The organism is Caballeronia sp. PC1 (genome assembly GCF_021353155.1).
GTDB classification, from domain to species: domain Bacteria; phylum Pseudomonadota; class Gammaproteobacteria; order Burkholderiales; family Burkholderiaceae; genus Caballeronia; species Caballeronia cordobensis.
In genome coordinates, this window is sequence record NZ_JAJUBH010000001.1 from 1 (window position 1) to 25,971 (window position 25,971).

Below are 25,971 nucleotides of genomic sequence, written 5' to 3' on the forward strand. Positions count from 1 at the left end.
ATGAACCGCATTTTGATCACCGCCGCAGAACTCGCTGCCCTCATCGCCGAACGCGATGCGATGCTCGCCGAGCGCGACGCGCTGCGTGGCGAACTGCGGGTCACGAAGGTCGAGCGTGATTTGCTCAAGGAACAGCTGAAGGCATTCGAGCGACGGCTGTTCGGGGCGAAGAGCGAAGCACGCAGCGAGGCCCAGCGGGACCTGTTCCTCAATGAAGCGGAAGCGCTGGCTCCGACGACCGCCACGTTACCCGCCCAGGAAGACGACACAGACAGTACGTCGGTGGCAGGCCACAAGCGCGGCAAGCCCGGGCGCAAGCCGCTGGACCCGGCATTGCCACGCAAGGTGATCCGTTACGAGCTCACTGAAGAAGAACGGGTGTGCCAGAACGACGGCAGTGTGCTCGTGGAGATCGGCGTCGAGGTCAGCGAACAGCTGGACATCATCCCGCAGCAGGTTCAGGTGATCCGTCACGAGCGCGTGAAGTACGCATGCCAGCAGTGCGACCAGGGCATGAAGGTGACGCCGGCGCGAGCACGCATCATCCCCAGGGGCCTGTTCACCGAAGCGGCGCTGGCGTGGTTCGTCGTCTCGAAGTATATCGACGGCCTGCCGCTGTACCGGATCGCTGCGCTGCTGCGCCGCTTTGGCGGCGACATCTCGCGAAACACGCTGGCTGCAAGCGTAGTGCGCCTGGGACATTCGGTACAGCCCGTCATCAACCTGATGCGTGATGTGATGCTCGACAGCGAGATCGGGTTCGGCGACGAAACCACCGTGCAGGTTCTCAAGGAGCCAGGGCGCGCACCGCAGACAAAGAGTTACGTCTGGGTCCAGATGAACGGCAGTGGTCCACCCGTGCGCCTGTTTACCTATGCGCCGGGGCGCTCCCAACAGCTTGGTGCGGACGTGTGGGCCGGCATGCGCCATGGCGCCGTGCTGATGACCGACGGGTACAAACCGTATGACACGATCGCGAAGGCTAATGCACTCGTGCATCTTGGTTGCTGGGCGCACTGCAGGAGGTATTTTGTGGAAGCCGAGGCGGCATTGCCCAAAGATGCCCGTGGCCGCCATCAGCCGTCCACCCAGTTTATCTACCTGATCGGCAAGCTCTATGCGGCCGAATCGCATGCCAACAAGAAACCGCACTGGCGAGCGCGCCTGCGCCGCCGCTATAGCCGTGCGGTGCTCACGAAGATCAGGACCCTGCTCGATGAGTACCTGGAAACAACCGCGCCCACAGGGCTGCTGGGCAAGGCCTTGAACTACACGGCGGGACAGTGGCCCAAGCTGATCCGTTACGTCGAGAATCCGGCATGGCCCGTTGACAATAATTTATGTGAGAACATGATCCGCCCGTTTGTCCTGGGGAGAAAGGCATGGCTTTTTTCGGACACCGTAGGAGGTGCAAAGGCCTCGGCAAACCTGTATTCACTCGTCCAGACCTGCGTCGCGAATCGCATCGATATCTACGCGTATCTTGTCGACCTGTTCAAGGCTCTGCCGCTCGCGAAGACCGCAGAGGATTACGAAGCTCTACTTCCTTGGAGACTGGGCAAGGTCCTTTTAGAAAAAAATCGATAGGTCAAGTTGGCGGGCAGGACGTGCTTCACTGACCGCTTACGATACACCGTCGCGAAAACCGCGAAGGCGATCAGGACGATCTGAAGCGGTGCCTGCTGCCCGGCGCTGGCTTTCCGCGCAGTCCACAAAATGAGCGCACCGTAAGTCAGGCTCAATACTGCGACCCACCAATACATCGCGAGCCAGCAATCTTCCTTGCAGGAAAGAGCGAGCAGCATCGTCGGACCGAAACCGTATTGAGCAGGGATGTCGTGAAGAATCCTTGCCCCCGCGCTAACGAGCTGCGCGGGACCGACATATGCGCCCCAGTGGTGCCAGGCCAGTCCGTACATCCACGGGTTATCGTAAAGACCGGTAGAGAAGACGACGAATGCGCCAAAGCCGATGAAAACGATAACGGCCAGAGGTTCGATGCGGTCGCTGCGGCGTCCTTCTTCGGGCGCTCTCGCCAGAATCCAGAACGAGATCGCCAACAAGACATGCAGGGCGATGAATGCCCCATAACTCGCGTCCAGTTCCGGGCCTGTTCGTCGCCACCACGCCAGGGTAGTCGCGAAGAGCAGCGTAACGACGAGCGACGCGAGGACTGGCCAATCGCTCTTCCATCGGGACTGGCCCGCGCTCGCGTAACATGCAACGGCGGACAGCAGCACGACGCCAATCGAGCCCACTCCCAGCCGCGGCTTCGCGAACGACAGGAATACCAACGCCTCTATCGAAAAGACAATCAACGGCAATGGGACGGGCGCTTTGCGCTCCTGCCCGACGTCGCGTTTGAGAAGGTTTGCAGCCAGAAGCCATATGAGAACGGCTCCGATCGTCATGTAGCCTGCTAACGTCGGCAGTTTATTTGTCATTGTTCAGGCAAACGGCGGAAAGAGCCTTTAAGACTGGCCAAGGATATTCTCACGGGTTGCGCTGTCGCGCATCTCATGCACGTCGGATACGTGGCCCGGCTCTTCGAGCACACCGAAGTAAGCATAACAGGCTGTTGCTACGCGCTTGTGGACGACGTAGTCTCTTCGCGCGCTTAGCAGTTCGAAGAGGAGAGGGTGATTGCAACTCGCGCGCTGGCGAGTCTCGACGCAACTGAAACGCGCCGCATGATTGATCCGCGGCCGATCCGATTAGCCAAAACAAAAAGCCCAGTCACAAGGACTGGGCTATCTGCTTGATTCTTTGGTAGGCCGTACGGGATTCGAACCTGTGACCAACGGATTAAAAGTCCGCTGCTCTACCAGCTGAGCTAACGACCCGAAAGAGGCAAAATTATATTCCGCGTAGTTGTTTCATGTCAATACCCTCGACTAAACAACCACATCAAGCGCGAGGCAAAGCTTCGCCTACTTCACCTGCGCCATCTTGCTCTGCGCGGTCTGCGCGACTTCCGTACCCGCGTACTGCGAGATGATCTGCTGCAGCGTCTGCTTCGCCGCTGCCTTCTGACCTTGCTCGATCTGGTTGTTCGCGATCGCAAGGAGCGCCTCGGGCGCCCTCGGATGCGTCGGATACATCTTCACCAGGTCTTGCCAGATCGCCGTCGATCCCTTGTAGTCGCGCTGCGCGTAGAGCGCATTGCCGAGCCAGTAACGCGCCGTCGGCTGATACGGGCTCTGCGGATACTTCGCCACGAACGTCTTGAACGACGCCGCGGCGTTCTTGTAGTCGCCGTTACGGAACTGAGTCGACGCTGCGTTGAACGCTTCCGTCTCGCCGGGCTGCACCGAACCAGTCACGCCGTCGACGGTCTCTTGCTGCGGCTCGAACTTCTTCAAGCGCGTGTCGAGATCGGCGTAATAGTCCTTTTGCTGCTTCTGCAGCGTTGCGACCTGATTGGCCAGATCCTCGTTCTGGCCGCGAACCGTGGCGACCTGCTGGTTGAGCTGGTCGATACGGTTCGATTGATCGAGGATCGTGCGCTGCGCAGCCTGCAACTGATTGGTCAGGCTATCAGTCTTCGTGCGCAGGTCGAGCACGGCTTTACGCGCTTCGTTGTCGTCGAAGACGCCGGCGTGCGCGGGCGCGCTCAGCATCGTCGAACCGGCTACACACGCGGCTGCGGCCAAGCGCAGCAAGGGAAAGCGATACAACATAGGGCGACTCACCCGTATCTGGTTACGTTACTGTTGATAGACGAGGTCGGCACGGCGGTTCTGCGCCCACGACGATTCGTCGTGACCCGTCGCCATCGGCTTTTCCTTGCCGAGGCTCACCGCTTCCATCTGCGAATCCGCAACGCCCATCAGCGACATCGCGCGACGCACAGCTTCCGCACGCTTCTGACCGAGCGCCAGATTGTATTCGCTCGTGCCGCGCTCGTCGGTGTTGCCCTGGATCAGGACGTGACGCTCCGGATGGCTCTTCAGGTACGACGAGTGTTGTTGCAGCAGCGGCTGATAGTCGTCCTTCACGGCATAGCTGTCGAAGTCGAAATAGATGCTGCGCTTGGCGAGCGGGCTGTTCGGATCGTTCAGCGGGTCGATGTTGACCTGCTTCACATCCGTCGGGTTCGGCTGCGTGCCGACCGCACCCTTGTTCTGACCTTCGTCGAGCTTCACGCCCGAGTGACAAGCCGCCAATGCGCCGACCATCGCAACTGCCAGGCCGATACGAAGTTTCGACATCATGGTACCTCTCCTTGTGTTGTAGCTGAACGTTGTATTTGAAACGTTATTGCTGGACTTATTGCATGAACGGACCCCAGGACGGCTCGCGCACCGCACCGCCCTGAACTGACAAGACTTGCCGCGTGCGACCGTCGGTCGAAACGGCTGCCAACACGCCACGTCCGTTCACTTGGGTGGCGTAGAGGATGTACTGACCATTCGCCGCGAAACTCGGCGATTCGTCATGCGTCGTGTCGGTCAGCCCCGTCGCCGTGCCGGACGAAAGGTCCTGCAGATACAGCTTGAAGCCGCCGCCAGTGCGCGAAATGTACGCGAGTTGCTTGCCGTCCGGACTCACGCGCGGGCTCGTGTTGTAGCTCCCCGCAAACGTGACCCGCTGGGCCGTGCCGGCGCTTTCCCCCGCCGCCGGCATCTTGTAGATCTGCGGTTGGCCGCCGCGATCGCTCGTGAAGTAGATGGAGCTGCCATCGGGCGAGTAGGCCGGCTCGGTATCGATGGAACTGCCTTGTGTGAGACGGCGCAGGCCCGAGCCGTCCGCGTTGACTTCGAAAATCTGCGTGTTGCCGGTGCGCGAGAGCGCGACCGCGAGCTTGCGGCCGTCAGGCGACCACGCCGGCGCGCTGTTGTTGCCCTTCTGGTTCGACACGACCACGCGACGGCCCGTGGGCAGATCGTGGATGTAGACAACCGGCTTCTTCTTCTCGAACGAGACGTAGGCGACCTTCGTGCCGTCCGGCGACCACGCCGGGGAGATGATCGGCTCGGGGCTGGACAGGGCGATCTTCGCGTCCTGGCCGTCCGAATCGGAAATCTGCAACTGGTAACGTCCGCCCGTCTGGATGACATAGGACAGACGCGTCGCGAACACGCCGCGGCCGCCGAGCAGCTTCGCATAGATGTAGTCGGCGATCTTGTGCGCGCTCATGCGCAGGCCGCTTTCGGCGGACACGAGCGACAGGCCGCCGAGGTTCTGCTGCTTGACCGTGTCGTACAGACGGAAGCGCACTTCGTATTGGCCGTTCGGCAGCTTGTTCACGCTGCCCGACACGAATGCATCCGCGCCTTTCGCCTTCCAGGCGCCGAGATCGACGGTATCGGATTCCGAAACGGGCGTGCCGCCCGCGTCGATGTTCGTGAACTTGCCGCTCCGCTGCAGATCCTGGCGAATGATCGCGCTGACCTGCTGCGGCGAATTCGCTTCGTTGGCGAAATTGGCCGTCGCGATCGGAAACTGGGTCGAACCGACGCCGGTCACGAGCACGTTCAACTGGGCGTGTGCGGCAGTGCCGGCTGCGATCAGGCAGGACGCGACCAGCGTTTTGAGGCCAAGCTTCGTCATCAAACTCATGCTGTATAGGTTCCAGATAAAAGCGTTTCAAGTGTCCGCGGGCTGCAGAACAGACCCGCGCTCGCACAAATCGTTCCCGCCTGAAGCGGCTCGCTCGGTGCGGGTCAGCCTCCGGCCGGACGCAGCGTGATCGTGAAACGATCCGGCGCCTTGCCGTCGATGTCGACGGGCATCGGATCGGAGCGCTGCACCGCGCGCAACGCGGCCTGATCCCACTGCTCGTTGCCGCTCGAACGGGTGATCGTGGCCGAAAGCAGCGTGCCGGACGACGAGCAGCGGACCGACACCACGGTCTCGAGCCCGGCGGTTTCTCCCGCCCACACGATGTTCGGCCGCACGCGGCGCTGCACCTTCTCGGCGTAGCCCGGCGAGGTCGCATTGCCGCCCGCGCCCTTGCCGGTGCCGCTCTTCGCGAGCCCTTCGCCGCTGCCGGCCGAGCCGCCGCCCAATTGCCCTTGCAATTGCGCGAGGCGAGACTTGCGCTCGGCGTCGAGCTTCGCCTTCGCTTCGGCATCGGCCTTGGCTTTCGCCTGCGCCGCGGCCTTTGCCTTGGCGTCGGATTCAGCCTTGGCCTTGGCTTGCGCGTCGGCCTTCGCCTTGGCTTCCTGATGCTCCTTTTGTTCCTTGAGCTGCTCCTGCTTCTGCGCTTCGGCTTGCTGTTGCTGGCGCTGCTTGTCCTGCTGCGCCTTCTGTTGCTGCTGCTTCTGCAGGTCGGCCTGACGCTGCTGCTCGATCTGCTTCTGCTTGTCCTGCATGGCCTTCTGTTGCGCGGCTTGCGCGGCGAGTTGCTGCTGACGCTTGGCTTCCGCTTCCTGCTTCGCCTCTTCCTGCTGACGGCGTTGCTCGGCCAGCTGCGCTTCCCGCGCGGCGGCTTCCTGCTGCTTGCGCTTTTTCTCCTGCAAGGCGATGTCCGCATCCTCGTCCTTCGCGGGCGGCGGCGCGGGCTGCACTTTCACCGGCGCGGGCGGCGGTGGGGCGGGGCGGGGCGTCGGCGCGGGCGTGTCGGGAATCTCGGTCCAGATTTCCGCTTCCGATCCCGCCGGCGTGTTGTTCTGCCAGTTGATGCCGTGATACAGAAACCAGCCGAGCAGCAGGTGCATCAACGCCGCGAGCGCGAACGCACGGCCCGTGCCGCGCTCGCGCGGCGGGCGGATCGGTCGCGCGGACGAAGCGCGTGTCTGCCGGTGCAAAAGGGTCATTGCGATTTGACGAGCAAGCCGACGCGCTTGACGCCGCGCGCCTTCATATCGGACATCACGTTCATCACGACTTCGTACTTCACGGTCTTGTCCGCCGCGATCACGACGGGCTGATCGGGGTGCGACTCCTGACGATTGAGCACGAAGCTGTTCAGGTCGTTCATCGTCATTTTCTGCTCTTGCGTCGAGCCGCCTTCTTCCTTGTAGCGGACGTTCATGCTGCCGTCCGCCTTGATGTTGATGACGAGCGGCGGCTGCTGCTCCTGCGGCTGCGCATTGCCGACGGTCGGCAGATTGATGATGGACGGCGAAACGAGCGGCGCCGTCACCATGAAGATGACGAGCAGCACGAGCATCACGTCGATGTACGGCACGACGTTGATATCGGACATCGCGCGGCGCGAGCTGCCGCGCATGCTGGAACGAGTGGGGCCTGCCATCGCGAACTCCTTCTTAATGCGCCTGACGCTGCAGGATGTTCAAGAACTCTTCGATGAAGGTCTCGAAGCGGATCGCCAGGCGATCGATGTCGTGCGCGTAACGGTTATAGGCGACCACGGCCGGAATCGCGGCGAACAGGCCAATGGCGGTCGCGACGAGCGCTTCTGCAATGCCCGGCGCCACGTTCGCGAGCGTCGCCTGTTGCACGTTTGCCAGGCCGCGGAACGAATTCATGATGCCCCACACCGTACCGAAAAGACCGATATACGGACTCACCGAGCCGACCGACGCGAGGAACGCGAGGTTCGCTTCGAGCACGTCCATCTCGCGCTGGAACGCGGCGCGCATCGCACGGCGGGAGCCGTCGAGGATCGCGCCCGGATCGGTGATGCGGCGCTCCTTGCCTTTCAGAAATTCGCGCATGCCGGATTCGAAGATACGCTCCAGCGCGCCGATGGTGTGGCGATTGTTCGCCGCGCTCTGGTAAAGCGCCTGCAAATCGCCGCCCGACCAGAAATCGCGCTCGAAACGCTCGGTTTGCGCGCGCGCGCGACGAATCGCGAACCACTTGCGGAAGATGACGGTCCAGGACAGGAGCGACAGCAGCAGCAGCAGCGCCATCACCGCCTGTGCGAGCAAGCTCGCGTGAACGACGAGAGAAACGATCGACAGGTCTTGTGTATTGTTCATAAAGGTCCGCTGTTACGTCCCGAAAGGGGCGTCCGGCCAAAGAGACAGGCTTTCGTGAAACGGCTGTGAAATAAACGAAAGCCGCGCCATGACCGGCTCATGCTCGTTAATGCTTCCTCTGTTCCCGACGCGTGTTCGTTTCGGGATGCGATGCGTTCATCGGTCAGGTCCGGTCCTGGTTTGCGCCGCTCGACGCCGTGGCGAGCGCGGCATGCGGGCCGCGTTTCAGTCCGTCGAGCACCGCGTCGGGAATGGGGGCCGGGCGCATCGACGCGCGATCCACGGAGGCGACGCGAATGTCGCCGCTCGCGAGCAGCACGCCGTCGCGCCACGCTTCCTGATGAAAATCCACCGATGCGCGCCCCAGCCGCTCGATACGGCTCGCGACACGAATGACGTCATCCAGACGCGCCGGCGAAGTGTAGTCGACCGACGTGCGCCGCACGACGAACACGATGCCGTTCGCATCCGCGAGACGCTGCTGGTCGATGCCGCACGCGCGCAGCCATTCGGTGCGCGCCCGCTCGAAGAACTTCAGGTAGTTCGCGTAGAAGACGATGCCGCCGGCGTCGGTGTCCTCGTAGTACACCCGAATCGGCCACTCGAAAATCAACGGATCACTCACCTTTGTGCCGCTCCGCTCGCGCGGAACCGCACAAGCGCGTTCCTGCTCGCATTTTGACAAATATTCATCGGCGGCATTTTACCGGAACCGGCAGCACCACTGCCAAATCCTTAGGCAGATTGCGAAATCATCCGCGGTGAATTTGCAACGGTGCGAACGTCTGCGCGACCGGCATCATCTCGATCGCGTTGATGTTCACGTGGGCCGGGCGCGTGGCGATCCAGTAGATCGCGTCGGCGATGTCGTCGGGCGTGAGCGCCTGCACGTTCTCGTAGACGGTCCCGGCTTTCGCGTCGTCGCCCTTGAAGCGTACGTTGGAGAACTCGGTGCCGCCCACGAGGCCCGGCTCGATGTCGGTCACGCGCAGCGCCGTGCCGGCGACGTCCGCGCGAAGGTTCAGGCTGAACTGCCGCACGAATGCCTTGGTCGCGCCGTACACGTTGCCGCCGGCGTACGGATACGTGCCCGCTACCGAGCCGAGGTTGAACACATGCCCGCGATTGCGCTCGACCATGCCTGGCAGGACCGCATGCGTGACGGTCACGAGGCCCGCGCAGTTGGTGTCGATCATGTCTTTCCAGTCTTTCAGGTTCGCGCGCTGGGCGGGTTCGAGGCCGAGCGCGAGGCCCGCGTTGTTCACGAGCACATCGATTTGCGCGAACGCGGCGGGCAGCGAGGCGATTGCGTTTTTGACGGCATTCTCGTCGCGCACGTCGAGTTCGACGGGCAGAAGCGCGTCGCCGAGTTCGTTCGACAGCGCGACGAGGCGCTCCTTGCGGCGCGCGGCCGCGATCACGCGATGCCCGCCTTTCACGAAGGTGCGGGCGATGGCGGCGCCGAATCCGGCAGACGCGCCGGTGACGAAAACGATCATGAGCGGACTCCGAATGAGATGCGATGGGCAAGGCCGAAACGCGCACAGGCGCGCGTCCGGCAACGGCGCAAAGGGTACTTCCATTGATGCGGCGCGGCAAGCAATCGCGGGAGCGAACGATCGTGCTTCGAGCGTGCGCGCAGCGGCTGCGCGCGGCCCGGAAAGCCGGTTGCCTAAAGCATGGCAGCCCATTAAACTACAACGCTCAAACCCCGCGTGACTGGCGATAGAATCTTCGGATTCAAGGTGGAGCGACCCACCAGGAAGCGCGGAGCGTCGTTTTGCCGTTCGCCTGGGCAGCTGAGATCCGCACGCCGTTGCTGCGTTGCCGGTGGCTGTCCGTTCTGCGAAACCGGATTCATCCTTCATCCGTCGCGCCTGGACTCCTTCGGTTTCCAGCGTTTTTTGCGTCTGCTTCGAACGCGGCGCACGCGCGATCCGGTCAACCTGTTTTGATCTCACGGAAAACGTATGTTTGACAGAGCCGAAAGCACCCTCGCCAATGTCGATCCCGAATTGCTCAAGGCGATCGAGCAGGAAAACCGCCGCCAGGAAGATCACATCGAGCTGATCGCGTCGGAAAACTACACCTCGCCGGCCGTGATGGCGGCGCAAGGTTCCCAACTCACGAACAAGTACGCCGAAGGCTATCCCGGCAAGCGCTATTACGGCGGTTGCGAGTACGTGGACGTGGTCGAGCAGCTCGCCATCGACCGCGTGAAGCAGCTTTTCGGCGCCGAAGCCGCGAACGTCCAGCCGAACTCCGGCTCGCAGGCCAACCAGGGCGTGTTCTTCGCCGTGCTCAAGCCGGGCGACACGATCATGGGCATGAGCCTCGCCGAAGGCGGCCACCTGACGCACGGCTCGCCGGTGAATATGTCGGGCAAGTGGTTCAACGTCGTGAGCTACGGCCTGAACGACGCCGAAGACATCGACTACGACAAGACCGAAGCGCTCGCCAAGGAACACAAGCCGAAGCTGATCGTCGCGGGCGCGTCGGCGTTTGCGCTGAAGATCGACTTCGAGCGTCTGTCGAAGATCGCGAAAAGCGTCGGCGCGTATTTCATGGTGGACATGGCGCACTATGCCGGCCTGATCGCGGCGGGCGTCTATCCGAACCCGGTTCCGCACGCCGATTTCGTCACCACGACGACGCACAAGAGCCTGCGCGGTCCGCGCGGCGGCGTCATCCTGATGAAAGCGGAGTTCGAGAAGCAGATCAACTCGGCCATCTTCCCCGGCATTCAGGGCGGCCCGCTCATGCACGTGATCGCCGCGAAGGCCGTCGCGTTCAAGGAAGCGCTGTCGCCCGAGTTCAAGACGTATCAGCAGGGCGTGATCGACAACGCGCGCGTGCTCGCCGAAACGCTGGTGAAGCGCGGCTTGCGCATTGTGTCGGGCCGCACGGAAAGCCATGTGATGCTCGTCGACCTGCGCGCGAAGAAGATCACCGGCAAGGCTGCGGAAGCCGCGCTCGGCGCCGCGCACATCACCGTGAACAAGAACGCGATTCCGAATGATCCGGAAAAGCCCTTCGTCACGAGCGGCGTGCGTCTCGGCTCGCCCGCGATGACCACGCGCGGCTTCGGCACGAAGGAAGCGGAGATCGTCGGCAATCTGATCGCGGACGTGCTCGACAATCCCGAAGACCAGGCGAACCTCGAACGCGTGCGCGCGCAAGTGGCCGATCTGACCAAGCGCTTCCCGGTCTATCGTTAATTCGCGAGCCGAACGCCGATGCGCTGCCCATTCTGCCGACACGAAGATACCCAGGTCGTGGATTCTCGCGTGTCGGAGGATGGCGCGGCCATTCGGCGGCGGCGGCGCTGTCCCGCGTGCGACAAGCGTTTCACCACCTATGAACGCGTCGAACTGGCGCTGCCGAGCGTCGTCAAGAAGGATGGCAGCCGCACCGAATTCGACCGCCGCAAGATCGTCGCGAGCATGAAGCTCGCGCTGAGAAAGCGGCCGGTCGCCGCCGACGCCATCGACGCCGCCGCGTCCCGCATCGAGTATCAGTTGCTCGGCAGCGGCGAGCGCGAAGTGCAGAGCGAACGCCTCGGCGAACTCGTGATGAACGAGTTGCGGCAGCTCGACACCATCGCCTACGTGCGTTTCGCATCCGTCTACAAGCGCTTCGAAGACGTTTCCGAATTCGAAGACGTGATCGATGAATTCCGGCGTGCCGCGCCGAAGAAATCGAGTTCGCGCAAGCGCTGATTCTTTTCGCATCGTTTCCCTCCCTGGCTGAAACCATCCGTTCGCTCGCGCAGTGTGCCGGGCCGCAGGCGCGCTGAACACTCGTCCGTTCGGCTAATGGCGGCGCGCATGACTTCGCGCTAGATTGAGTTTTTCGTCTCGACTCGATCGATAAGGCATGCAGATGATCCGCGTTTCAAATCAGGGTTTCACGCTCGTCGAACTCTGCGTGGTGCTCGCCGTCATGGCGATACTCGCGACGTTCGCCGCACCATCGTTTTTCGTGTGGCAGACCCGCGATCAGGTCGATGCGCGCGCTCGCGCGCTGTTCTCCACGCTTTCGCTCGGCCGCGCCGAAGCCGTGCGGCGGGGTGCGCGTGCGGTTGGGCCATGTTCGTCGATCGCGATGGCGTTTCGACGCTCCTGCGCATGCAGCCGTCGATGACGTCGGTCTCCATCGCGGGAACATCGACAGAGCTTTCGTTCACGCCGCCGTCCGGGCAGGTGATCGGCGGATTCCGCAGTTTCGATTTCGCGCCGCGCAGCGCCGATGCCGCCGCGAATCCGGCGTCGCGCCGCTGCGTCCGGCTCGCGGCAGGCGGGCGGGCGCGCATGTCGCAGGGCGCGTGCGGAGCGTCGACATGAAGCGGACTGGCGGGTACGCGCAACGCGGCGATTCGCTGATCGAAGTGATGATCGCGCTATCGCTCACGGCCATTACCGCGCTCGGCGTCGTCGGCTTGCAAGGGGCGCTCGCCCGCGGCGAACGGGCGGCCTTGCTGCGAGAACGCGCGGCGCTGGTGTCGCAATTGCAGGCGCGGGCGGCGTCGATGCTTCCGGCGGGTGACGTCTCGATAGCCGATCGCAGCGATGGCATTCACGTCGCGATCTTGAGCTGGCGCGCGGAAGACCGGTCCGATGCGTGCCCCGAGCCGCAATCGAAGCCGCTCACTTCATGCATTGCGGTGGCGTTTGCACGATGACTTCACGGCTCTTCTCATCGCGCGGTCACACGCTGCTGGAAATGACGATCGCGCTCGCGCTCGGCCTGTTGATCGTGACTGCGTCGCTCTCGCTCTATCGCGCGCAACGCGCGGCGTTCGAACGTGCCGCCGATGCCGCGCGCATCCACGACGCCGGTTCGATCGCGCTCGACATGCTCGGCCAGCAGATCCAGATGGCGGGTTACGCGTCCGGCCACGACAGGACGGCGAGCGTCGAAGCTCCGATCTTCGGCTGCGCGCAAGGCCGGGTGGTCGGTACGGAAGCGGCCGCGACGTGCGAGTTGCTCAGCAGCCGGTCCGACGGCGTGCAACTGCGATATACCGCCGACGCCGTGTCCACGTGGCCGTCGAGCGCAAGCGTGCCGACGGATTGCATCGGCCAGGCGGTATCCGATCCGATCGTCACGAATCGCTTCTATGCGAAGGCCAGCACATCGACCGGCGAGCCGGAGCTCTATTGCGAAGGCGGCGGGAAACAGGCGCAACCGGTGGTCGAAGGCATCGAACGTATTCGGTTGATGGTCTGGCTGACGGGTTCGGCGTCGGCGCTGGACGCTTCGGCGGTCGCACGCGATCGTTGGCGCGATGCATACGCCACCGACATTTGCGTGCTCGTGCGCGGCTTCGCGCAGCAGGCGAAGCGAAGAGCGACGTACATCGATTGCACCGGCGCGCCCGCGTATGCCGACGATGGCCGCGCCCGACAGACTTTCTGGCGGCGCGTCGCGATACGCAATGCACCGGCGGCGGTGTCCGGAGGCGCGCAATGAAGCGGCGTTCCCATTCCCGCGGCGTCACGTTGCCGATCGTGCTGATTCTCGCCGCGACGATGCTGATCACCGCGAGCGCATGGCTGCAGACATCGCTCGTGGCGGCGCGCGCGACCGTCGCCGCGCGCGAACGCGTGCAGGCGTTCCATGCGGCGGACAGCGCGCTTATCCGCTGTGCCCGGATGCTCTCGCTCGCGTTGCCGGCGGCCACGCAATCGGCAAACGACGAGCCGTCGCGCTGGCGCATGAAGACATCGTTCGAAGGATCGTCCGCTTCGGCGATCGCGCCATTCGCCGCGTGGCCTTATGCGCGTCGTCCGCCGCAATGCCTGATCGAAGCGTGGGCGGGGGCATCGTATCTCGTCACCGCGCGAGGCTTCGGCGCGTCGGCGGATACCGAAGCGTGGCTCCAGCTTCGCATCGACGTGAGCGACGGGATCGTCACGCAACACTGGCGGCGCGTCGTCGCCAAACCATTTTGAGGAATCGGCATGAACGAGCGGAACAAGGAACGCGCCTTCAGCCTGCTGGAATTGATGATCGCGCTCGGCGTCGCGGCGATCATCGCGACATTCGCCGTGCCGACGTATCGGACGCACGTCGCGAAGGCGCATCGGCTCGATGCGGCGTCTGCGCTGATGCGCGCGGTTCAGTTCGTCGAAACGGCGCGCCTCGCTCAAACGTCGGAAAGCGCGGAGGGCGTCACGTTGGGCGCCGGTCTGGATCAGGCGCCTGCGAATGGCGCGGCAGTGTATCGCGTCGTAATGCTGCCGGAATCGCCGACGAACGGCGGATATTCGATCGCCGCGACGCCCGTCACACCCGGCGCGATGGGAGACGACGCGTGCGGCGCGTTCGTCATCGACGCGACCGGTCTGCGCTGGAATCATCCCGCAGGCTCCGCCACGCCGCTCGATACGGTGCACGCGGCGGCCTGCTGGGCGGGGAAGGGTTGAGGGCCCGCGTCAGAACACCGTCGGATCGACGGCGTCGTTGGAGGTTTCGGGCGCGGCCGACTTCATTTGCTGATAGATGCGCCAGCCTTCCCATCCGGCGAGCGCGAGACCGCCCCACTTGAGCACCGGCTTCGCGCTGCGCAGCAGCTTCGTTCGCACCGGCTTGGTGAGCACGAGCGAGGCGACCGAGCCGATGATCGGATATTGCTTGAGCAGCAGGCCGATGTTTCCGGAACCGAGCAGCGAGCCGAATATGCCGCCGATGCCGCCCGGCGAAGCGCGGCGCTTGCCCCAGCGGCGCGATCCGCCGCCCGGCATGAGAAAGCGCAGAAAACTGAAATGCGTGACGGACGCGCGCAGATCGTAAGTCGCCTGGCGCAGTTCCATGCGCTCGACATCCGCACGCGCGATCAGCAGTTCCTTGCGCAGCGCGCGCATGTGCGGCGTGCGAAGCCTCTGCGTCTTGTCGCGCCTGGGCGTTCTGAAAGTATCGTCGTGTTGGCTCATGGCTGGGTGCGCGCGGAGATTAACGGAAGGTATCGCGGTCTTTGCGGAATTCTTCGAGCGTCTCGTCGAACATGTTCGGCGCGTCGCGCAGGTTGCTGCGCGCGCGCAGTCCGCAGCCGATGGCGATCAGCGCATAGAGCAGCGTGATGCCGCCGAGCGCCTGCCAGCGATACGTGTCCCAGAAGAAAATCGCGATGAGTACGGTGAGCGAGATGAGCGCCATCATCGCGAGCATCATGGCGGCGAGCCCGAGGAAGAGCACGCCGATGAGCCGCTCTTTCTCCTCCTGAAGCTCGATGCCGATGAGTTCAAGGCGCGTCTCGAAGATGGCGAAGGCGGAGCTCAGAATTCGTCGCAACGGTCCGGGAGACGATTGCTGCAATGGCCGTTCTGTCGTCATGGCTTGAATGCGAGGGCGCGTTGGTGACGCTTTTTATGATTCCGGTCGGCGCGCGAGGCAGCCGGCCGGTGCGAGTGTCGAGCCGCGCGCCCGGGCCAGGCGCTCGCGGTTCAGTCCAACGGGGACCGCGACAGCATTCAGCTTAGCAATCTGCGGGCCATCGATTGAGAGGCGGACGATTACTTGCGGTTGATCAACAGGCCGATGACCATGCCGATCCCCGCCGCGATGCCGATGGACGCCCACGGATGCTCGTGCACATAGTCGTCGGTGGCGCGAGCCGCTTTCTTGCCGCGCTCGATCACGACGACCTGCGCGTCCGCTGCCTTTTCCTTCGCCTGCTTCAGACGCGTGAGCGCCGATTCGCGCAATTCGGAAGCGCGTTCGCCCGTGGCGGTGGCCGCTTGCTTCAGAAGGTCTTCGGCGTCAGCGAGAACGGTTTTGATATCCGACATGAATCGCTCCTTATTGATTTCTGACATTAAAGGCTCCAATCGGTAAGGCTACGTGAATCGTAACCAAAGATGGGATCGCTGACGAGGAAGCTTAGGTCATGCAGCGCGATGTGACGCAGATTCCGTTCCAGTCTCGTACGTCTCACGCGAGTGCGCGATGCCTCGTCAATACGTCGACATCGTATCGGATTGATGCGATCTGACCCGTAAAAGTTTCAGACCCGTATCGAAAGTTACAAAGACAAAGGGCCGGCACACCGTGCCGGCCCTTTCGTTTGAATGGAGCCTGTTTAGAAAAACGCCTGAATGCCCGTTTGCGCGCGGCCGAGAATCAGCGCGTGAATATCGTGCGTGCCTTCGTACGTATTCACGACTTCGAGATTCACCAGATGGCGCGCGACGCCGAATTCGTCGGAGATGCCGTTGCCGCCGAGCATGTCGCGCGCGAGCCGGGCGATATCGAGCGCCTTGCCGCACGAATTGCGCTTCATGATCGACGTGATCTCGACGGCCGCGGTGCCTTCGTCCTTCATGCGGCCGAGCCGCAGCACGCCTTGCAGACCGAGCGTGATTTCCGTTTGCATGTCGGCGAGCTTTTTCTGGATCAACTGATTGGCGGCGAGCGGCCGGCCGAATTGCTTGCGATCCAGCGTGTATTGCCGCGCCGTATGCCAGCACGCTTCGGCGGCGCCGAGCGCGCCCCACGAAATGCCGTAGCGCGCCGAGTTGAGGCAGGTGAACGGACCTTTGAGGCCGCGCACGTCGGGAAGGATGTTCTCTTCGGGCACGAACACCTCGTCCATGACGATTTCGCCGGTGATCGACGCGCGCAAGCCGACCTTGCCGTGAATCGCGGGCGCGGAAAGTCCCTTCCAGCCTTTTTCGAGGATGAAGCCGCGAATCTCGTCCTTACCGTCTTCTTCCAGCTTCGCCCAGACGACGAACACGTCCGCGATCGGCGAGTTCGAAATCCACATCTTCGTGCCGGACAGCGAAAAGCCGTTCTGCACTTTCTTCGCGCGGGTCGTCATGCCGGCCGGATCGGAGCCGGCGTTCGGCTCGGTCAGGCCGAAGCAGCCGATCCACTCGCCGCGCGCAAGCTTCGGCAGGTACTTCTCCTTTTGCGCGGCGCTGCCGAACGTGTTGATCGGCACCATTACCAGCGACGACTGCACCGACATCATCGATCGATAGCCAGAGTCCACGCGCTCGACCTCGCGCGCGATCAGCCCATAGCACACGTAGTTCAGGCCCGGACCGCCGTATTGCTCGGGAATCGTGGGACCGAGCAGGCCTAGTTCGCCCATCTCGCGGAAGATCGCCGGATCGGTCTTTTCCTCGCGAAACGCCTGCATCACGCGCGGCTGCAGCTTGTCCTGCGCGTAAGCATGCGCGGCGTCGCGCACCATGCGTTCGTCTTCCGTGAGTTGCTGATCCAGCAAAAGAGGATCTTCCCAGTTGAATCGGGCGGCGTCGGCCATGTGCTATCTCCTGATTTCCGTGAAGCGCCGCGTGCCGTGGGCGCTTGACATGAGTTCCGCTAAGCGAAACAATGTTTTGCAAATCAAATCCGAGTTTATCATTCGATGTCGACAGATTCCAATCGAAATTCCGCGCGCCATGTGATGTCGGAGGATATCGACGAGCGCAAGTTCGTCGTCGCGCTCGCGCGCGGGCTCGATTTGCTGCGCGCGTTCCGTCCGGGCGAGACGCTGCTCGGCAATCGCGATTTCGTCGAGCGCACGGGCCTCGCCAAGGCAACCGTCAATCGTCTCGCCTACACGCTGACCACGCTCGGCTATCTGCGCTTCGACGAGCCGGCGGGCAAGTACGCGCTCGACACCGGCGTGCTGTCGCTCGGCTTCACGCTGCTGGCGGGCGCGGACACGCTGGAGCTCGCGCGTCCGCACATGCGCTCGCTTGCGCGCGAGATCGGCGCGGCCGTGTCGCTCGGCTGCCGCGACGGACTCGACATGATCTATCTCGAAACCATCCGCAGCGAGACGGCGCTGACGCTTGGCCTTGCGCCCGGCTCGCGCCTGTCGATGCTCACGAGCTCGATGGGCCGCGCCTATCTCGCCGTGCAGGACCCGGCGGCGCGCGAGGCGCTCTTCGACGAACTCGGCAAAACCGAAGGCGCGGCGCAGGTGGAAGCCGCCCGCCGCGCGATCGAAGACTTCGAAAGAGACGGTTGCTGCTACTCGTTTCGCGACTGGCACGACGACGTGAACGCGATCGCCGCGCCGTTTCGCGACCTGCGCAACGGACGCTGGCTCGTGCTGTCGAGCAGCGGGCCGGCGTCGTCGATGGGCGAGGCGTTTTTCCGCGAAACCATCGGACCGAAGCTGAAGGCGCTGGCCGCGCGTCTCGCCTGAACCGTCAGAGCACGGTCCGGACGTGCCAGAGCTCCGGAAACAGCACGACATCGAGCATCTTGCGCAGATACGACGCGCCCGCCGTGCCACCCGTGCCGCCCTTGAAGCCGATGATGCGCTCCACCGTCGTCACATGCCGGAAGCGCCATTGACGAAACGCGTCTTCCAGATCGACGAGCTCTTCGGCCATCTCGTACAGATCCCAGTGTTGCGACGGATTGCGATACACCGCGAGCCACGCCGCTTCGACGGAAGGATCGTGCGTCGTCGGCTGCGTCCAGTCGCGGTTCAGGCGCGCCGGATCGATGTCGAAACCACGCCGCGCGAGCAGGCGAATCACTTCATCGTAGAAAGAGGGCGCGGCGAGTGTCTCGGTCACTTGCGCGAGAACCTCCGGCCGATGCGCATGCGGCTTGAGCATCTGCTCGTTCTTGTTGCCGAGCATGAATTCGATCTGCCGGTACTGATGCGACTGAAACCCCGACGATTGCCCGAGATACGGCCGCATCGCGGTGTATTCGGAGGGTGTCATCGTCGCGAGGACGTTCCACGCCTGCACGAGTTGTTCGAAGATGCGCGACACGCGCGCGAGCATCTTGAACGCGGGCGGTAATTCATCGCGATGCACCGCCGCGAGTGCCGCGCGCAGTTCGTAGAGCGCGAGCTTCATCCACAGTTCGCTCGTCTGATGCTGCACGATGAAGAGCATCTCGTTGTGATCCGGCGAAAGCGGATGCTGCGCGTTCAGAATCGCATCGAGACCGAGATAATCGCCATAGCTCATCGAATCGGAGAAATCGAGCTTGGCGCCGTGCCAGTCCTTTTCTTGCGTCGCGTTTTGCGTGCCGTGGCCGAAAGGGCAGCCTTGCGTATTGCTCATGGTCGACATTCCTTTCAGGTCACCGAGGCGCGCTCGGCGAATTCGGGCGCGCGCCAGCTTTCGGTCGCGAGCACGTCGCGCAGGGTTTCGACGGCGTCCCACACATCGACGAAACGCGTATAGAGCGGCGTGAAGCCGAAGCGCAGGATGCGCGGTTCGCGATAATCGCCGATCACGCCGCGGGCGATCAGCGCCTGCATCACTTCATAACCGTGCGGATGCTCGAAGCTGACCTGCGAGCCGCGTTGCCCGTGCTCGCGCGGCGTCGCGAGCGACAGCGGAAATTCGCCGCAGCGTTCCTCGACCAGCCTGATGAACAGATCGCCCAGCGCGAGCGACTTCTTTCTGAGCGCCTGCATGTCGGTTTGCAGGAACACATCGAGACCGCATTCGACGAGCGACATCGACACGATCGGCTGCGTGCCGCAGAGAAAGCGTCCGATGCCGTCGTCCGGCCGATACACCGGATTCATCTCGAACGGTTTCTTGTGCCCCCACCAGCCGGAAAGCGGCTGCGAGAACACGTTCTGATGACGTTTCGGCACCCAGACGAACGCGGGCGAGCCCGGACCGCCGTTCAGATACTTGTACGTGCAGCCGACCGCGTAATCCGCGCCGACGCCGTTCAGATCGACCGGCACCGCGCCCGCCGAATGCGCGAGATCCCAGACGGCGAGCGCGCCCGCGCGATGAATCGTCTGCGTGAGCGCGGCCATGTCGTGCATATAGCCGGTGCGATAGTTGACGTGCGTGATCATCGCGATCGCGGTGTTTTCGTCGATGGCGGTCTGCAATTCGGACGGATCGTCGACCAGACGCAGCTCATAGCCGCGATCCAGTTGCTCGATCAAACCCTGCGCGATGTACAGATCGGTCGGAAAGTTCGAACGTTCGGAAACGATCACGCGCCGCTTCGGATCGCGCTCGTTAGCGAGCTTCAGCGCCGCCGACAGAATCTTGAAGAGATTCGCGGAAATCGTGTCGGTGACGACGACTTCGTCCTCACCCGCGCCGATCAGCGAGCCAAGCTTGTTGCCGAGGCGTTTCGGCAGCGCAAACCAGCCGGCCGTGTTCCAGCTGCGGATCAGGCCTTCGCCCCATTCGGAGCGGATGACGTCGGCGGCGCGTGCGGCGGCGGCCTTGGGCGGCACGCCGAGCGAATTGCCGTCGAGATAAATCACGCCATCGGCGAGCGCGAACTGGTCGCGCAGCGCGAAAAGCGCATCGTCGCGGTCGAGTGCCGCGGCTTCGTCACGATGTTTCATCGAAAAGTCCATATAGTTGGAGATCATCAGGAAAGCGGACGCAGGACGGCGCGAACCGGGCTTGCATCGAGCGTCGAGAATTTGAGCGGCAGCGCGATCAGTTCGTAATCGCCGGGCGCGACGGCATCGAGCACGAGGCCTTCGAGAATCGCCATGCCGTGCGCGCGGATGCGCTTGTGCGCATCCATCGTCTTCGAGTCTTGCGGATCGAGCGACGGCGTATCGATGCCGATGAGCTTCACGCCTTTTTCCGCCAGCAAGTCGATGGTTTCGGGCGCGACCGCGGTGAAAGCGCTGTCCCAAGCGTCGAGCGGTGCGTTCGTGTAAGTGCGCAGCAGGATGCGCGCCGGAATGCCGGCCAGTTGCGCGGCGATGTGCGCAGGCGTCACGAGCGGCGACGCCCCGATGCAATGCACGACCCGGCACGCGCCGATGTACGTTTCGAGCGCGACTTCGCCGATCGGCGCGCCGTGCTCGTCGTAGTGCAGCGGCGCGTCGGCGTGGGCGCCGGTATGCGGCGAGAGCGTGAGCCGCGCGACGTTGACGGGCGAACCCGCCTCCATGCGCCACACGCGCTCGATGCCGACCGTCGTGTCGCCAGGCCAGACGGGTGTCGCGGTATCGATCGATGGGGAAATGTCCAGAAGCGTCATGACGCGCCCTAGCAGAAAGCGTGGAGATGCGTCAAATCATAGTCGTGTCATCTCGAAAAGTGCTTGCGAAATAACCACCCAAAACTGTCGCGCTTAGAACATAATTCGATGAAACGGGCTAGGGGACTCAAAAATGACCGGCTTCACGCTCGATGCAACAGATTGCCGAATTCTGGCGGTACTGCAGGAAGATGGACGGATCAGTAACCTGGACCTGGCGGAGCGCATCTCGCTTTCGCCCTCGGCGTGCTTGCGCCGGATGAGGTTGCTCGAAGAGGAAGGGGTGATCGCGAGCTATCGCGCGTGCCTCGACCGCGAGCGGCTCGGCATCGAACTGGAGGCGTTCGTCCACGTTTCGATGCGCAATGACCAGGAAAACTGGCACGAGAAGTTCGCCGCCGCCGTGCGCGAATGGCCGGAAGTCGTCGGCGCGTTCGTCGTCACGGGCGACACGCATTACGTGCTGCGAGTGCTCGCGCACAACCTCAAGCACTATTCGGATTTCATTCTCTCGAAGCTGTACAAGGCGCCTGGCGTGATCGACATCCGCTCGAACATCGTGCTCCAGACGATGAAAGACGATGCCGGCGTGCCCGTCGCGCTGATCGAGCAGCCGGGACGCGGTCACTCGGTGTGAATTAGTCGAGCGGTCCGAGCGTGTGAAACGCGCCCGCCTGGAAGACGAGCGGCGCGACGTCGCTCGCGTCTTCGCGCACGCCGCAGCGTTCCACTTCGCCGACGAAGATCACGTGGTCGCCTTCGTCGTAGCGGCTGCGGTTGTGGCATTCGAACCACGCGAGCGCGCCGTCCAGCACGGGCATGCCGGTGTCGCCCGCCGCGTGCGAGACGCCCGCGAAGCGGTCGCCCTTGACGGTCGCGAAACGCTTGCACAAATCCAGTTGCGACGACGCCAGCACGTTCACCACGTAATGACTGTTCGCGCGAAAAACCGGCATCGACGCCGATTTCGTCGCGAGACTCCACAGCACGAGCGGCGGATTCAGCGACACGGAGTTAAACGAACTCGCGGTGATGCCGATGAGCTGCCCGGAATCGGTGCGCGTCGTGATCACCGTGACGCCGGTCGCAAACTGGCCGAGCGCGGCGCGAAACGCGGTGGGATCGAAGTTCGGGGTTTTGGCGCGTGTCATTGGGCAGAGTGTGCTACCGAGCCGGCCGCGCGTCGCGCTACAGTCGGAAGGACCTTTTCAGAAGTCATGTAAAAGCGGGAGATTTGTTTCGATTCTATCGGAATCGGCTGCCGGTAGCCGCCATTTGCCAGCAATCGAGAGGGCTTCGGCGCGAGTGGGCCAAACCCAGTAAGCTCGGATTCATCGCGTTCGCGCCGCGGAAGTTGAAGAAATCGATGCGCGCATCCATATGCATGATCCGCGGCGTGTCCGCAAGCACTTGATGAGGAGTTGGCGCATGACCCAAGGGAAGAGTGAAACCGCAACGCTCGGCGGCGGATGTTTCTGGTGCACCGAAGCCGTGTTTCTGGCGGTGCAGGGCGTGGAGTCGGTCGAATCGGGCTATGCGGGCGGCAAGGTGGTGAATCCGTCCTACGAGCAGGTGTGCAACGGCGACACCGGTCACGCCGAAGTGGTGAAAGTGGTGTTCGATCCGTCCGTCATCAGCTATCGCGAAGTGCTCGAAATCTTCTTCGCGACGCACGATCCGACGCAACTCAACCGGCAAGGCAACGATGTCGGCACGCAGTATCGCTCGGCCGTGTTCACGCATTCGGACGAGCAGCGCCAGACGGCGCTCGAAGTGATCGACGAATTGCAGCGCGAGGACATCTACGGCGGCAAGATCGTGACGCAAGTCGTGCCGCTCGACGACGACTATTATCCCGCCGAGGCGTATCACCAGAACTACTTCGCGCAGCATCCGAATCAGGGTTATTGCGCGGCGGTCGTCGGGCCGAAGGTCGCGAAGTTCCGCAAGAAGTTCGCGCATCGGCTGAAGGCGTGATACGTGTCTAAACCGCTCGCGCGCGCTCGCAATGTTCCGCGATGCCGCGCGCGAGTTCGAAGCATGTGAGCGGCGCGGAGCCTTCCGCCTTGTTGTTCGCCGCGATCACGACCGGCTGGCCCGCGATCGCGTAGCGCGCGGCCAGTTCGGCGAGCGCCTCGCGGGTGTCGATGTCTTCATCGACGAGCTTGTCGAACGGCTCGTACTTCGCCTTCGCCTGTTCATAGCGAAAGCCGCCGTGCAGACTCCAGCGCACGATGAGCGGGCCCAACTTTTCTTCATCGAGCAGCGCCAGCGCCTTCGCCTGACGGCGCACGTCCGGCATGCGCGCGTGAACGCCGATGCAGTAACGCACGTTCGCCTCGCGCAATGCGCGGATAAAGCGCGGCGTGAGCATCACCGCGTCGCGAATCTCGACGGCGTAGCAGGTCTCGCCTTCGAGCGGCGGCAGCGCGTTGAGGAACGCCGACAGCCGGTCGATGAAGCGCGCCGGATCGACGATCATCGCGTCGGGCAGCGGCGAGAACTGGAACACGAGCGCGCCCGCTTTCGCGCCGAGGCCGGCGACACACGGCGTCACGAACTCGTCGATGGCGATCTGCGCGTTCAGAAACGCGGGGTTTTCCGCGTCCGGCGTGCCGCGCTCGCCGCGCACGAAGGCATCGGTGACGGAAGCCGGCGCTTTCACGATGAAGCGGAAATGCTCGGGCACCTGAGACGCATAACGCGCGTATTGCGCGAGCGAGAGCGGCGCGTAGAACGAGCGGTCGATCGACACGCCCTTGAGCAGCGGATGCGCGCCGTACGCGGTGAGACCATCGCGCGAGAGCTTCGCGTTCGAATACTCGTCGCCGTAGACGATGCCGCGCCAGCCGGGAAACGACCATGTCGATGTGCCGAGATGGATCGTGGCGGGCAGGCGTTTCGCGAGCGTTTCGAGTTCGGGCTGCAAAGACGCGGGAAGGACGCCGCGCGGCTTGGGCGGCTTGGCGGACGGGATCGGCTTCGCAGCCTCGGACGGCGCCGGCGCGCCGAACAGATCGCTCTGTTCGGCCGGCTCGGGCTGCATGGACGGAAGAATCAGAGCGCCTTCTCGTAGATATACCGCCGCGACCACGGCAGCGTCGTGGCGCTCCGTCCCGCCTTGCGGCAGACCACCTGATAGATCGACACGTCGTCGTTTTCGAACGCGTACGCGCAGCCCGCCAGATACACGCGCCAGATGCGGAAATGCTCATCGTCGACGAGCTTCCTCGCTTCGTCCGCGTGCGCTTCGAACCGCTCGGCCCAGACATTGAGTGTATGCGCGTAGTGCCGCCGCAGGCTTTCGACGTCGACCGCCTCCAGCCCGCCGCGCTGCATGCTTTCGAGCGCGAGGCCGATGTGCGGCAGCTCGCCATCGGGGAACACGTATTTGTCGATGAACTCGCCGCCGCCGAGCGAGGTTTCGCCGCTGTCGGCATCGGAAGACGTGATGCCGTGATTCATCGCGATGCCGTCATCGACGAGCAGATCGCGGATCTTCGCGAAGTAATCCGGCAGATTCTTGCGCCCGACATGCTCGAACATGCCGACGCTCGTGATGCGGTCGAACTGCCCCGGAATGTCGCGATAGTCCTGCAGCCGGATCTCGATCCTGTCTTCGAGGCCGGCCGCTTTCACGCGCTCGGTCGCGAGCTTGAACTGGTTTTCGGAGAGCGTGACGCCCACGCAATGCGCGCCGAACTTCTGCGCCGCGCGGATGACGAGCGCGCCCCAGCCGCAGCCGATATCGAGGAGACGCTGCCCCGGCTGCACCTGGATCTTCGTGAGGATGTGGTCGATCTTCTTGAGCTGCGCGGTGTCGATGTCTTCGTCGCCGTTCTCGAAATACGCGCAGGAGTACACCATGTTCTTGTCGAGCCAGAGCTTGTAGAACTCGTTCGACACATCGTAGTGGTACTGAATGGCTTTCTTGTCCGACGACTTCGAGTGATTGAAGTAACGCCGCACGCGGGCGAGCTTGCTTGCGCTCGTCACCGTACTTTTCGCGAGCCCATAGCTGATGTTGATGATGTCGGAGAGCTTGCCCTCGATATCGATCTTGCCCTTCACGTACGCTTCGCCGAGATTGTCGAGGCTCGGTTCGAGCAGATAGGGCAGCGCGGTCGCGCTCTTCACGTGCAGCGTCACCTGAGGCGCGGCGAACTGGCCGAAATCGTGCTGCTGGCCATCCCACAGCACGAGCCGCGCGGGCAGGTCGGCCCGGTCTCGCACTTCCTGCACCCACTGCGTCAGCTTCTTCTCCCAGAACATGCTTGTTTCTCCGCGCTAAAGAAAATCAAGGGAAGACTCGCGCCTTCATGTTCGTTGCCGTTGCGATCTCGGTTACTGCAGTGCTCGCGCTCGCTTCAGGTTACGGCGCAAGTCTTATGATTTGCCACGGAGCGCCCGCGCCGTCACGCGTATAGACGATCCGGTCGTGCAGTCGCGACGGGCGGCCCTGCCAGAACTCGATGGTCTCCGGTACGACGCGATAACCGCCCCAGTGCGGCGGGCGCGGCGGCGCGTCGCCATACTTGGCGATCATCTCGCGCTCGCGCGCCTCCAGGGTCTCGCGGCTGTCGAGCGGCTGGCTCTGATCCGACGCCCAAGCGCCGATACGCGAACCGAGCGGGCGCGAGGCGTAATACGCGTCGCTTTCCTCGTCGCTGGTCTTTTCGACGCGGCCCTCGATACGCACCTGGCGTTCGAGTTCGATCCAGTGAAACAGCAGGCTCGCGGCGGAATTGGCGGCCAGTTCGCGGCCCTTGCGGCTTTCGTAATTGGTGAAGAAAACGAATCCGCGCTCGTCGACGCCCTTGATAAGCACGATGCGCGCGGACGGACGCCCTTGCGCGTCGACGGTCGCGAGCGTCATGGCATTCGGTTCGGGCAGCTTCGCATCGAGCGCCTGCGCGAACCAGGTATGAAACTGCTGCACCGGGTCCGGATTGACATCGGCGGCATCGAGCGCGCCGCGCGAATAGTTCTTACGAAGATCTGCGAGAGTCGTCATTTTTATGCAAGCGCTACAGTCGCGTCAGTATAGCCAAGGAGAAACGATCTTGCCCTGATTACCCTGAACGCGAAGCGCCGGCGAGCGCGACGTTCGCGGCTA

At 63.2% G+C, this 25,971-nt stretch carries 30 protein-coding genes, 1 tRNA gene, 1 pseudogene and 1 riboswitch; of the genes and pseudogenes, 11 read left to right on the top strand and 21 right to left on the bottom strand.

From position 1 onward, the window contains the following. Complete coding sequence (locus tag LY284_RS00005) at positions 1-1,587, top strand: IS66 family transposase (protein WP_060734303.1); 1,587 nt, start codon at positions 1-3, stop codon at positions 1,585-1,587. Here LY284_RS00005 and LY284_RS00010 read toward each other — a convergent pair. The 10 genes from LY284_RS00010 to ydfG all read right to left on the bottom strand — a co-directional run bounded on the left by LY284_RS00010 (position 1,530) and on the right by ydfG (position 9,391). After that, positions 1,530-2,411 (bottom strand): hypothetical protein, encoded by an 882-nt coding sequence (locus LY284_RS00010; RefSeq protein ID WP_233383749.1) that lies wholly within the window; start codon positions 2,409-2,411, stop codon positions 1,530-1,532. The two genes, LY284_RS00005 and LY284_RS00010, sit on opposite strands and share 58 nt — an antisense overlap. 356 nt (positions 2,412-2,767) lie before the next feature. Further along, positions 2,768-2,843, bottom strand: a tRNA-Lys gene (locus LY284_RS00015). Between the two features lie 87 nt (positions 2,844-2,930). Continuing rightward, a complete protein-coding gene (gene ybgF, locus LY284_RS00020) occupies positions 2,931-3,680 on the bottom strand; it encodes a tol-pal system protein YbgF (protein WP_045451016.1) in 750 nt (249 codons plus the stop codon). A 27-nt stretch (positions 3,681-3,707) separates the two neighbouring features. Further along, a complete protein-coding gene (gene pal, locus LY284_RS00025; RefSeq protein WP_014192228.1) occupies positions 3,708-4,214 on the bottom strand; it encodes a peptidoglycan-associated lipoprotein Pal in 507 nt (168 codons plus the stop codon). A 55-nt stretch (positions 4,215-4,269) separates the two neighbouring features. Further along, positions 4,270-5,562 (bottom strand): Tol-Pal system beta propeller repeat protein TolB, encoded by a 1,293-nt coding sequence (tolB, locus tag LY284_RS00030; protein ID WP_014192227.1) that lies wholly within the window; start codon positions 5,560-5,562, stop codon positions 4,270-4,272. A gap of 104 nt (positions 5,563-5,666) precedes the next feature. Then, positions 5,667-6,761 (bottom strand): cell envelope integrity protein TolA, encoded by a 1,095-nt coding sequence (tolA, locus tag LY284_RS00035; RefSeq protein WP_233383762.1) that lies wholly within the window; start codon positions 6,759-6,761, stop codon positions 5,667-5,669. After that, on the bottom strand, positions 6,758-7,201 hold the full coding sequence (tolR, locus tag LY284_RS00040) for a protein TolR (RefSeq protein ID WP_014192225.1): 444 nt from the start codon (positions 7,199-7,201) through the stop codon (positions 6,758-6,760). Before tolR ends, tolA begins: the two co-directional genes overlap by 4 nt. A 13-nt stretch (positions 7,202-7,214) precedes the next feature. Further along, positions 7,215-7,892: a protein TolQ gene (gene tolQ, locus LY284_RS00045; RefSeq protein WP_014192224.1), complete on the bottom strand. Its 678-nt coding sequence runs from the start codon at positions 7,890-7,892 to the stop codon at positions 7,215-7,217. Between the two features lie 163 nt (positions 7,893-8,055). After that, complete coding sequence (gene ybgC / locus LY284_RS00050) at positions 8,056-8,517, bottom strand: tol-pal system-associated acyl-CoA thioesterase (RefSeq protein ID WP_014192223.1); 462 nt, start codon at positions 8,515-8,517, stop codon at positions 8,056-8,058. Between the two features lie 127 nt (positions 8,518-8,644). Then, positions 8,645-9,391, bottom strand: coding sequence for a bifunctional NADP-dependent 3-hydroxy acid dehydrogenase/3-hydroxypropionate dehydrogenase YdfG (ydfG, locus tag LY284_RS00055; protein WP_014192222.1), 747 nt, complete (start codon positions 9,389-9,391; stop codon positions 8,645-8,647). Between the two features lie 206 nt (positions 9,392-9,597). Next, positions 9,598-9,696, top strand: a riboswitch (ZMP/ZTP riboswitch). A 166-nt stretch (positions 9,697-9,862) separates the two neighbouring features. On the opposite strand from ydfG, the gene glyA reads away from it, so the two are divergent. From glyA to LY284_RS00095, 7 genes and pseudogenes are all read left to right on the top strand, one after another. Then, positions 9,863-11,110 (top strand): serine hydroxymethyltransferase, encoded by a 1,248-nt coding sequence (gene glyA / locus LY284_RS00060; protein ID WP_233383765.1) that lies wholly within the window; start codon positions 9,863-9,865, stop codon positions 11,108-11,110. An 18-nt stretch (positions 11,111-11,128) separates the two neighbouring features. After that, positions 11,129-11,611 (top strand): transcriptional regulator NrdR, encoded by a 483-nt coding sequence (gene nrdR / locus LY284_RS00065; RefSeq protein WP_014192220.1) that lies wholly within the window; start codon positions 11,129-11,131, stop codon positions 11,609-11,611. 157 nt (positions 11,612-11,768) lie between these two features. Next, positions 11,769-12,235 (top strand): annotated as a pseudogene (locus tag LY284_RS00075) (GspH/FimT family pseudopilin). Further along, the gene (locus LY284_RS00080) at positions 12,232-12,573 is read left to right on the top strand and encodes a prepilin-type N-terminal cleavage/methylation domain-containing protein (RefSeq protein WP_233383781.1); all 342 of its coding nucleotides are present in this window, start codon (positions 12,232-12,234) and stop codon (positions 12,571-12,573) included. Before LY284_RS00075 ends, LY284_RS00080 begins: the two are co-directional and overlap by 4 nt. After that, positions 12,570-13,364 carry a PilW family protein gene (locus tag LY284_RS00085; protein WP_233383783.1) on the top strand — a complete coding sequence of 265 codons (795 nt, stop codon included), beginning with the start codon at positions 12,570-12,572 and terminating at the stop codon, positions 13,362-13,364. Before LY284_RS00080 ends, LY284_RS00085 begins: the two co-directional genes overlap by 4 nt. Next, positions 13,361-13,846, top strand: coding sequence for a hypothetical protein (locus tag LY284_RS00090; protein WP_233383790.1), 486 nt, complete (start codon positions 13,361-13,363; stop codon positions 13,844-13,846). The genes LY284_RS00085 and LY284_RS00090 overlap by 4 nt, the downstream gene beginning before the upstream one ends. Positions 13,847-13,855: 9 nt before the next feature. After that, positions 13,856-14,320 (top strand): type IV pilin protein, encoded by a 465-nt coding sequence (locus tag LY284_RS00095; RefSeq protein WP_233383793.1) that lies wholly within the window; start codon positions 13,856-13,858, stop codon positions 14,318-14,320. A gap of 9 nt (positions 14,321-14,329) precedes the next feature. Here the strand turns inward: LY284_RS00095 and LY284_RS00100 are convergent, their stop codons facing one another. From LY284_RS00100 to LY284_RS00115, 4 genes are all read right to left on the bottom strand, one after another. Beyond that, complete coding sequence (locus tag LY284_RS00100; RefSeq protein ID WP_014192214.1) at positions 14,330-14,827, bottom strand: DUF3318 domain-containing protein; 498 nt, start codon at positions 14,825-14,827, stop codon at positions 14,330-14,332. 19 nt (positions 14,828-14,846) lie between these two features. Beyond that, complete coding sequence (locus LY284_RS00105; protein ID WP_014192213.1) at positions 14,847-15,227, bottom strand: phage holin family protein; 381 nt, start codon at positions 15,225-15,227, stop codon at positions 14,847-14,849. A gap of 179 nt (positions 15,228-15,406) precedes the next feature. Continuing rightward, on the bottom strand, positions 15,407-15,709 hold the full coding sequence (locus tag LY284_RS00110) for a YqjD family protein (RefSeq protein WP_014192212.1): 303 nt from the start codon (positions 15,707-15,709) through the stop codon (positions 15,407-15,409). A gap of 263 nt (positions 15,710-15,972) precedes the next feature. After that, positions 15,973-17,163: an acyl-CoA dehydrogenase gene (locus LY284_RS00115; protein ID WP_014192211.1), complete on the bottom strand. Its 1,191-nt coding sequence runs from the start codon at positions 17,161-17,163 to the stop codon at positions 15,973-15,975. A gap of 105 nt (positions 17,164-17,268) precedes the next feature. On the opposite strand from LY284_RS00115, the gene LY284_RS00120 reads away from it, so the two are divergent. Then, entirely contained in the window at positions 17,269-18,057 is a 789-nt protein-coding gene (locus tag LY284_RS00120) for an IclR family transcriptional regulator (RefSeq protein ID WP_014192210.1), read from the top strand. Positions 18,058-18,061: 4 nt separating this feature from the next. Here LY284_RS00120 and kynA read toward each other — a convergent pair whose 3' ends face one another. From kynA to kynB, 3 genes are read right to left on the bottom strand one after another with little or no spacing between them, the layout of a single operon-like run. Continuing rightward, a complete protein-coding gene (kynA, locus tag LY284_RS00125) occupies positions 18,062-18,937 on the bottom strand; it encodes a tryptophan 2,3-dioxygenase (RefSeq protein WP_050878370.1) in 876 nt (291 codons plus the stop codon). Between the two features lie 14 nt (positions 18,938-18,951). Next, complete coding sequence (gene kynU, locus LY284_RS00130) at positions 18,952-20,202, bottom strand: kynureninase (RefSeq protein ID WP_233383801.1); 1,251 nt, start codon at positions 20,200-20,202, stop codon at positions 18,952-18,954. A 26-nt stretch (positions 20,203-20,228) separates the two neighbouring features. Then, positions 20,229-20,855, bottom strand: coding sequence for an arylformamidase (gene kynB / locus LY284_RS00135; protein WP_233383811.1), 627 nt, complete (start codon positions 20,853-20,855; stop codon positions 20,229-20,231). Between the two features lie 133 nt (positions 20,856-20,988). Here kynB and LY284_RS00140 point away from each other — a divergent pair, with 133 nt between their 5' ends. After that, positions 20,989-21,492, top strand: a complete 504-nt coding sequence (locus LY284_RS00140) for an Lrp/AsnC family transcriptional regulator (protein ID WP_233383813.1) — start codon at positions 20,989-20,991, stop codon at positions 21,490-21,492. A gap of 1 nt (position 21,493) precedes the next feature. Here the strand turns inward: LY284_RS00140 and LY284_RS00145 are convergent, their stop codons facing one another. After that, the gene (locus tag LY284_RS00145; protein ID WP_045451004.1) at positions 21,494-22,006 is read right to left on the bottom strand and encodes a flavin reductase family protein; all 513 of its coding nucleotides are present in this window, start codon (positions 22,004-22,006) and stop codon (positions 21,494-21,496) included. 277 nt (positions 22,007-22,283) lie between these two features. Between LY284_RS00145 and msrA the strand changes: the two genes are divergently transcribed. After that, positions 22,284-22,832 (top strand): peptide-methionine (S)-S-oxide reductase MsrA, encoded by a 549-nt coding sequence (gene msrA / locus LY284_RS00150; RefSeq protein WP_233383815.1) that lies wholly within the window; start codon positions 22,284-22,286, stop codon positions 22,830-22,832. A 7-nt stretch (positions 22,833-22,839) separates the two neighbouring features. Here the strand turns inward: msrA and LY284_RS00155 are convergent, their stop codons facing one another. From LY284_RS00155 to pdxH, 3 genes are all read right to left on the bottom strand, one after another. Beyond that, positions 22,840-23,901 (bottom strand): DUF72 domain-containing protein, encoded by a 1,062-nt coding sequence (locus LY284_RS00155; protein WP_233383817.1) that lies wholly within the window; start codon positions 23,899-23,901, stop codon positions 22,840-22,842. 11 nt (positions 23,902-23,912) lie between these two features. Beyond that, entirely contained in the window at positions 23,913-25,127 is a 1,215-nt protein-coding gene (locus LY284_RS00160; protein WP_045451003.1) for a cyclopropane-fatty-acyl-phospholipid synthase family protein, read from the bottom strand. Between the two features lie 100 nt (positions 25,128-25,227). Next, positions 25,228-25,869: a pyridoxamine 5'-phosphate oxidase gene (gene pdxH, locus LY284_RS00165; protein WP_045451002.1), complete on the bottom strand. Its 642-nt coding sequence runs from the start codon at positions 25,867-25,869 to the stop codon at positions 25,228-25,230. Between the last annotated feature and the right edge of the window lie 102 nt (positions 25,870-25,971).

Coding starts and splice junctions, on each gene's coding strand:
- tolQ (WP_014192224.1), bottom strand. CDS start 7,892: ATGAACAATACACAAGACCTGTCGATCGTTTCTCTCGTCGTTCACGCG.
- LY284_RS00080 (WP_233383781.1), top strand. CDS start 12,232: ATGAAGCGGACTGGCGGGTACGCGCAACGCGGCGATTCGCTGATCGAA.
- ydfG (WP_014192222.1), bottom strand. CDS start 9,391: ATGATCGTTTTCGTCACCGGCGCGTCTGCCGGATTCGGCGCCGCCATC.
- tolR (WP_014192225.1), bottom strand. CDS start 7,201: ATGGCAGGCCCCACTCGTTCCAGCATGCGCGGCAGCTCGCGCCGCGCG.
- ybgF (WP_045451016.1), bottom strand. CDS start 3,680: ATGTTGTATCGCTTTCCCTTGCTGCGCTTGGCCGCAGCCGCGTGTGTA.
- LY284_RS00085 (WP_233383783.1), top strand. CDS start 12,570: ATGACTTCACGGCTCTTCTCATCGCGCGGTCACACGCTGCTGGAAATG.
- msrA (WP_233383815.1), top strand. CDS start 22,284: ATGACCCAAGGGAAGAGTGAAACCGCAACGCTCGGCGGCGGATGTTTC.
- LY284_RS00110 (WP_014192212.1), bottom strand. CDS start 15,709: ATGTCAGAAATCAATAAGGAGCGATTCATGTCGGATATCAAAACCGTT.
- kynU (WP_233383801.1), bottom strand. CDS start 20,202: ATGAAACATCGTGACGAAGCCGCGGCACTCGACCGCGACGATGCGCTT.
- LY284_RS00140 (WP_233383813.1), top strand. CDS start 20,989: ATGACCGGCTTCACGCTCGATGCAACAGATTGCCGAATTCTGGCGGTA.
- kynA (WP_050878370.1), bottom strand. CDS start 18,937: ATGAGCAATACGCAAGGCTGCCCTTTCGGCCACGGCACGCAAAACGCG.
- tolB (WP_014192227.1), bottom strand. CDS start 5,562: ATGAGTTTGATGACGAAGCTTGGCCTCAAAACGCTGGTCGCGTCCTGC.
- pdxH (WP_045451002.1), bottom strand. CDS start 25,869: ATGACGACTCTCGCAGATCTTCGTAAGAACTATTCGCGCGGCGCGCTC.
- LY284_RS00160 (WP_045451003.1), bottom strand. CDS start 25,127: ATGTTCTGGGAGAAGAAGCTGACGCAGTGGGTGCAGGAAGTGCGAGAC.
- LY284_RS00005 (WP_060734303.1), top strand. CDS start 1: ATGAACCGCATTTTGATCACCGCCGCAGAACTCGCTGCCCTCATCGCC.
- LY284_RS00090 (WP_233383790.1), top strand. CDS start 13,361: ATGAAGCGGCGTTCCCATTCCCGCGGCGTCACGTTGCCGATCGTGCTG.
- LY284_RS00105 (WP_014192213.1), bottom strand. CDS start 15,227: ATGACGACAGAACGGCCATTGCAGCAATCGTCTCCCGGACCGTTGCGA.
- tolA (WP_233383762.1), bottom strand. CDS start 6,761: ATGACCCTTTTGCACCGGCAGACACGCGCTTCGTCCGCGCGACCGATC.
- pal (WP_014192228.1), bottom strand. CDS start 4,214: ATGATGTCGAAACTTCGTATCGGCCTGGCAGTTGCGATGGTCGGCGCA.
- LY284_RS00115 (WP_014192211.1), bottom strand. CDS start 17,163: ATGGCCGACGCCGCCCGATTCAACTGGGAAGATCCTCTTTTGCTGGAT.
- nrdR (WP_014192220.1), top strand. CDS start 11,129: ATGCGCTGCCCATTCTGCCGACACGAAGATACCCAGGTCGTGGATTCT.
- glyA (WP_233383765.1), top strand. CDS start 9,863: ATGTTTGACAGAGCCGAAAGCACCCTCGCCAATGTCGATCCCGAATTG.
- LY284_RS00010 (WP_233383749.1), bottom strand. CDS start 2,411: ATGACGATCGGAGCCGTTCTCATATGGCTTCTGGCTGCAAACCTTCTC.
- kynB (WP_233383811.1), bottom strand. CDS start 20,855: ATGACGCTTCTGGACATTTCCCCATCGATCGATACCGCGACACCCGTC.
- LY284_RS00095 (WP_233383793.1), top strand. CDS start 13,856: ATGAACGAGCGGAACAAGGAACGCGCCTTCAGCCTGCTGGAATTGATG.
- LY284_RS00100 (WP_014192214.1), bottom strand. CDS start 14,827: ATGAGCCAACACGACGATACTTTCAGAACGCCCAGGCGCGACAAGACG.
- LY284_RS00145 (WP_045451004.1), bottom strand. CDS start 22,006: ATGACACGCGCCAAAACCCCGAACTTCGATCCCACCGCGTTTCGCGCC.
- LY284_RS00120 (WP_014192210.1), top strand. CDS start 17,269: ATGTCGACAGATTCCAATCGAAATTCCGCGCGCCATGTGATGTCGGAG.
- LY284_RS00155 (WP_233383817.1), bottom strand. CDS start 23,901: ATGCAGCCCGAGCCGGCCGAACAGAGCGATCTGTTCGGCGCGCCGGCG.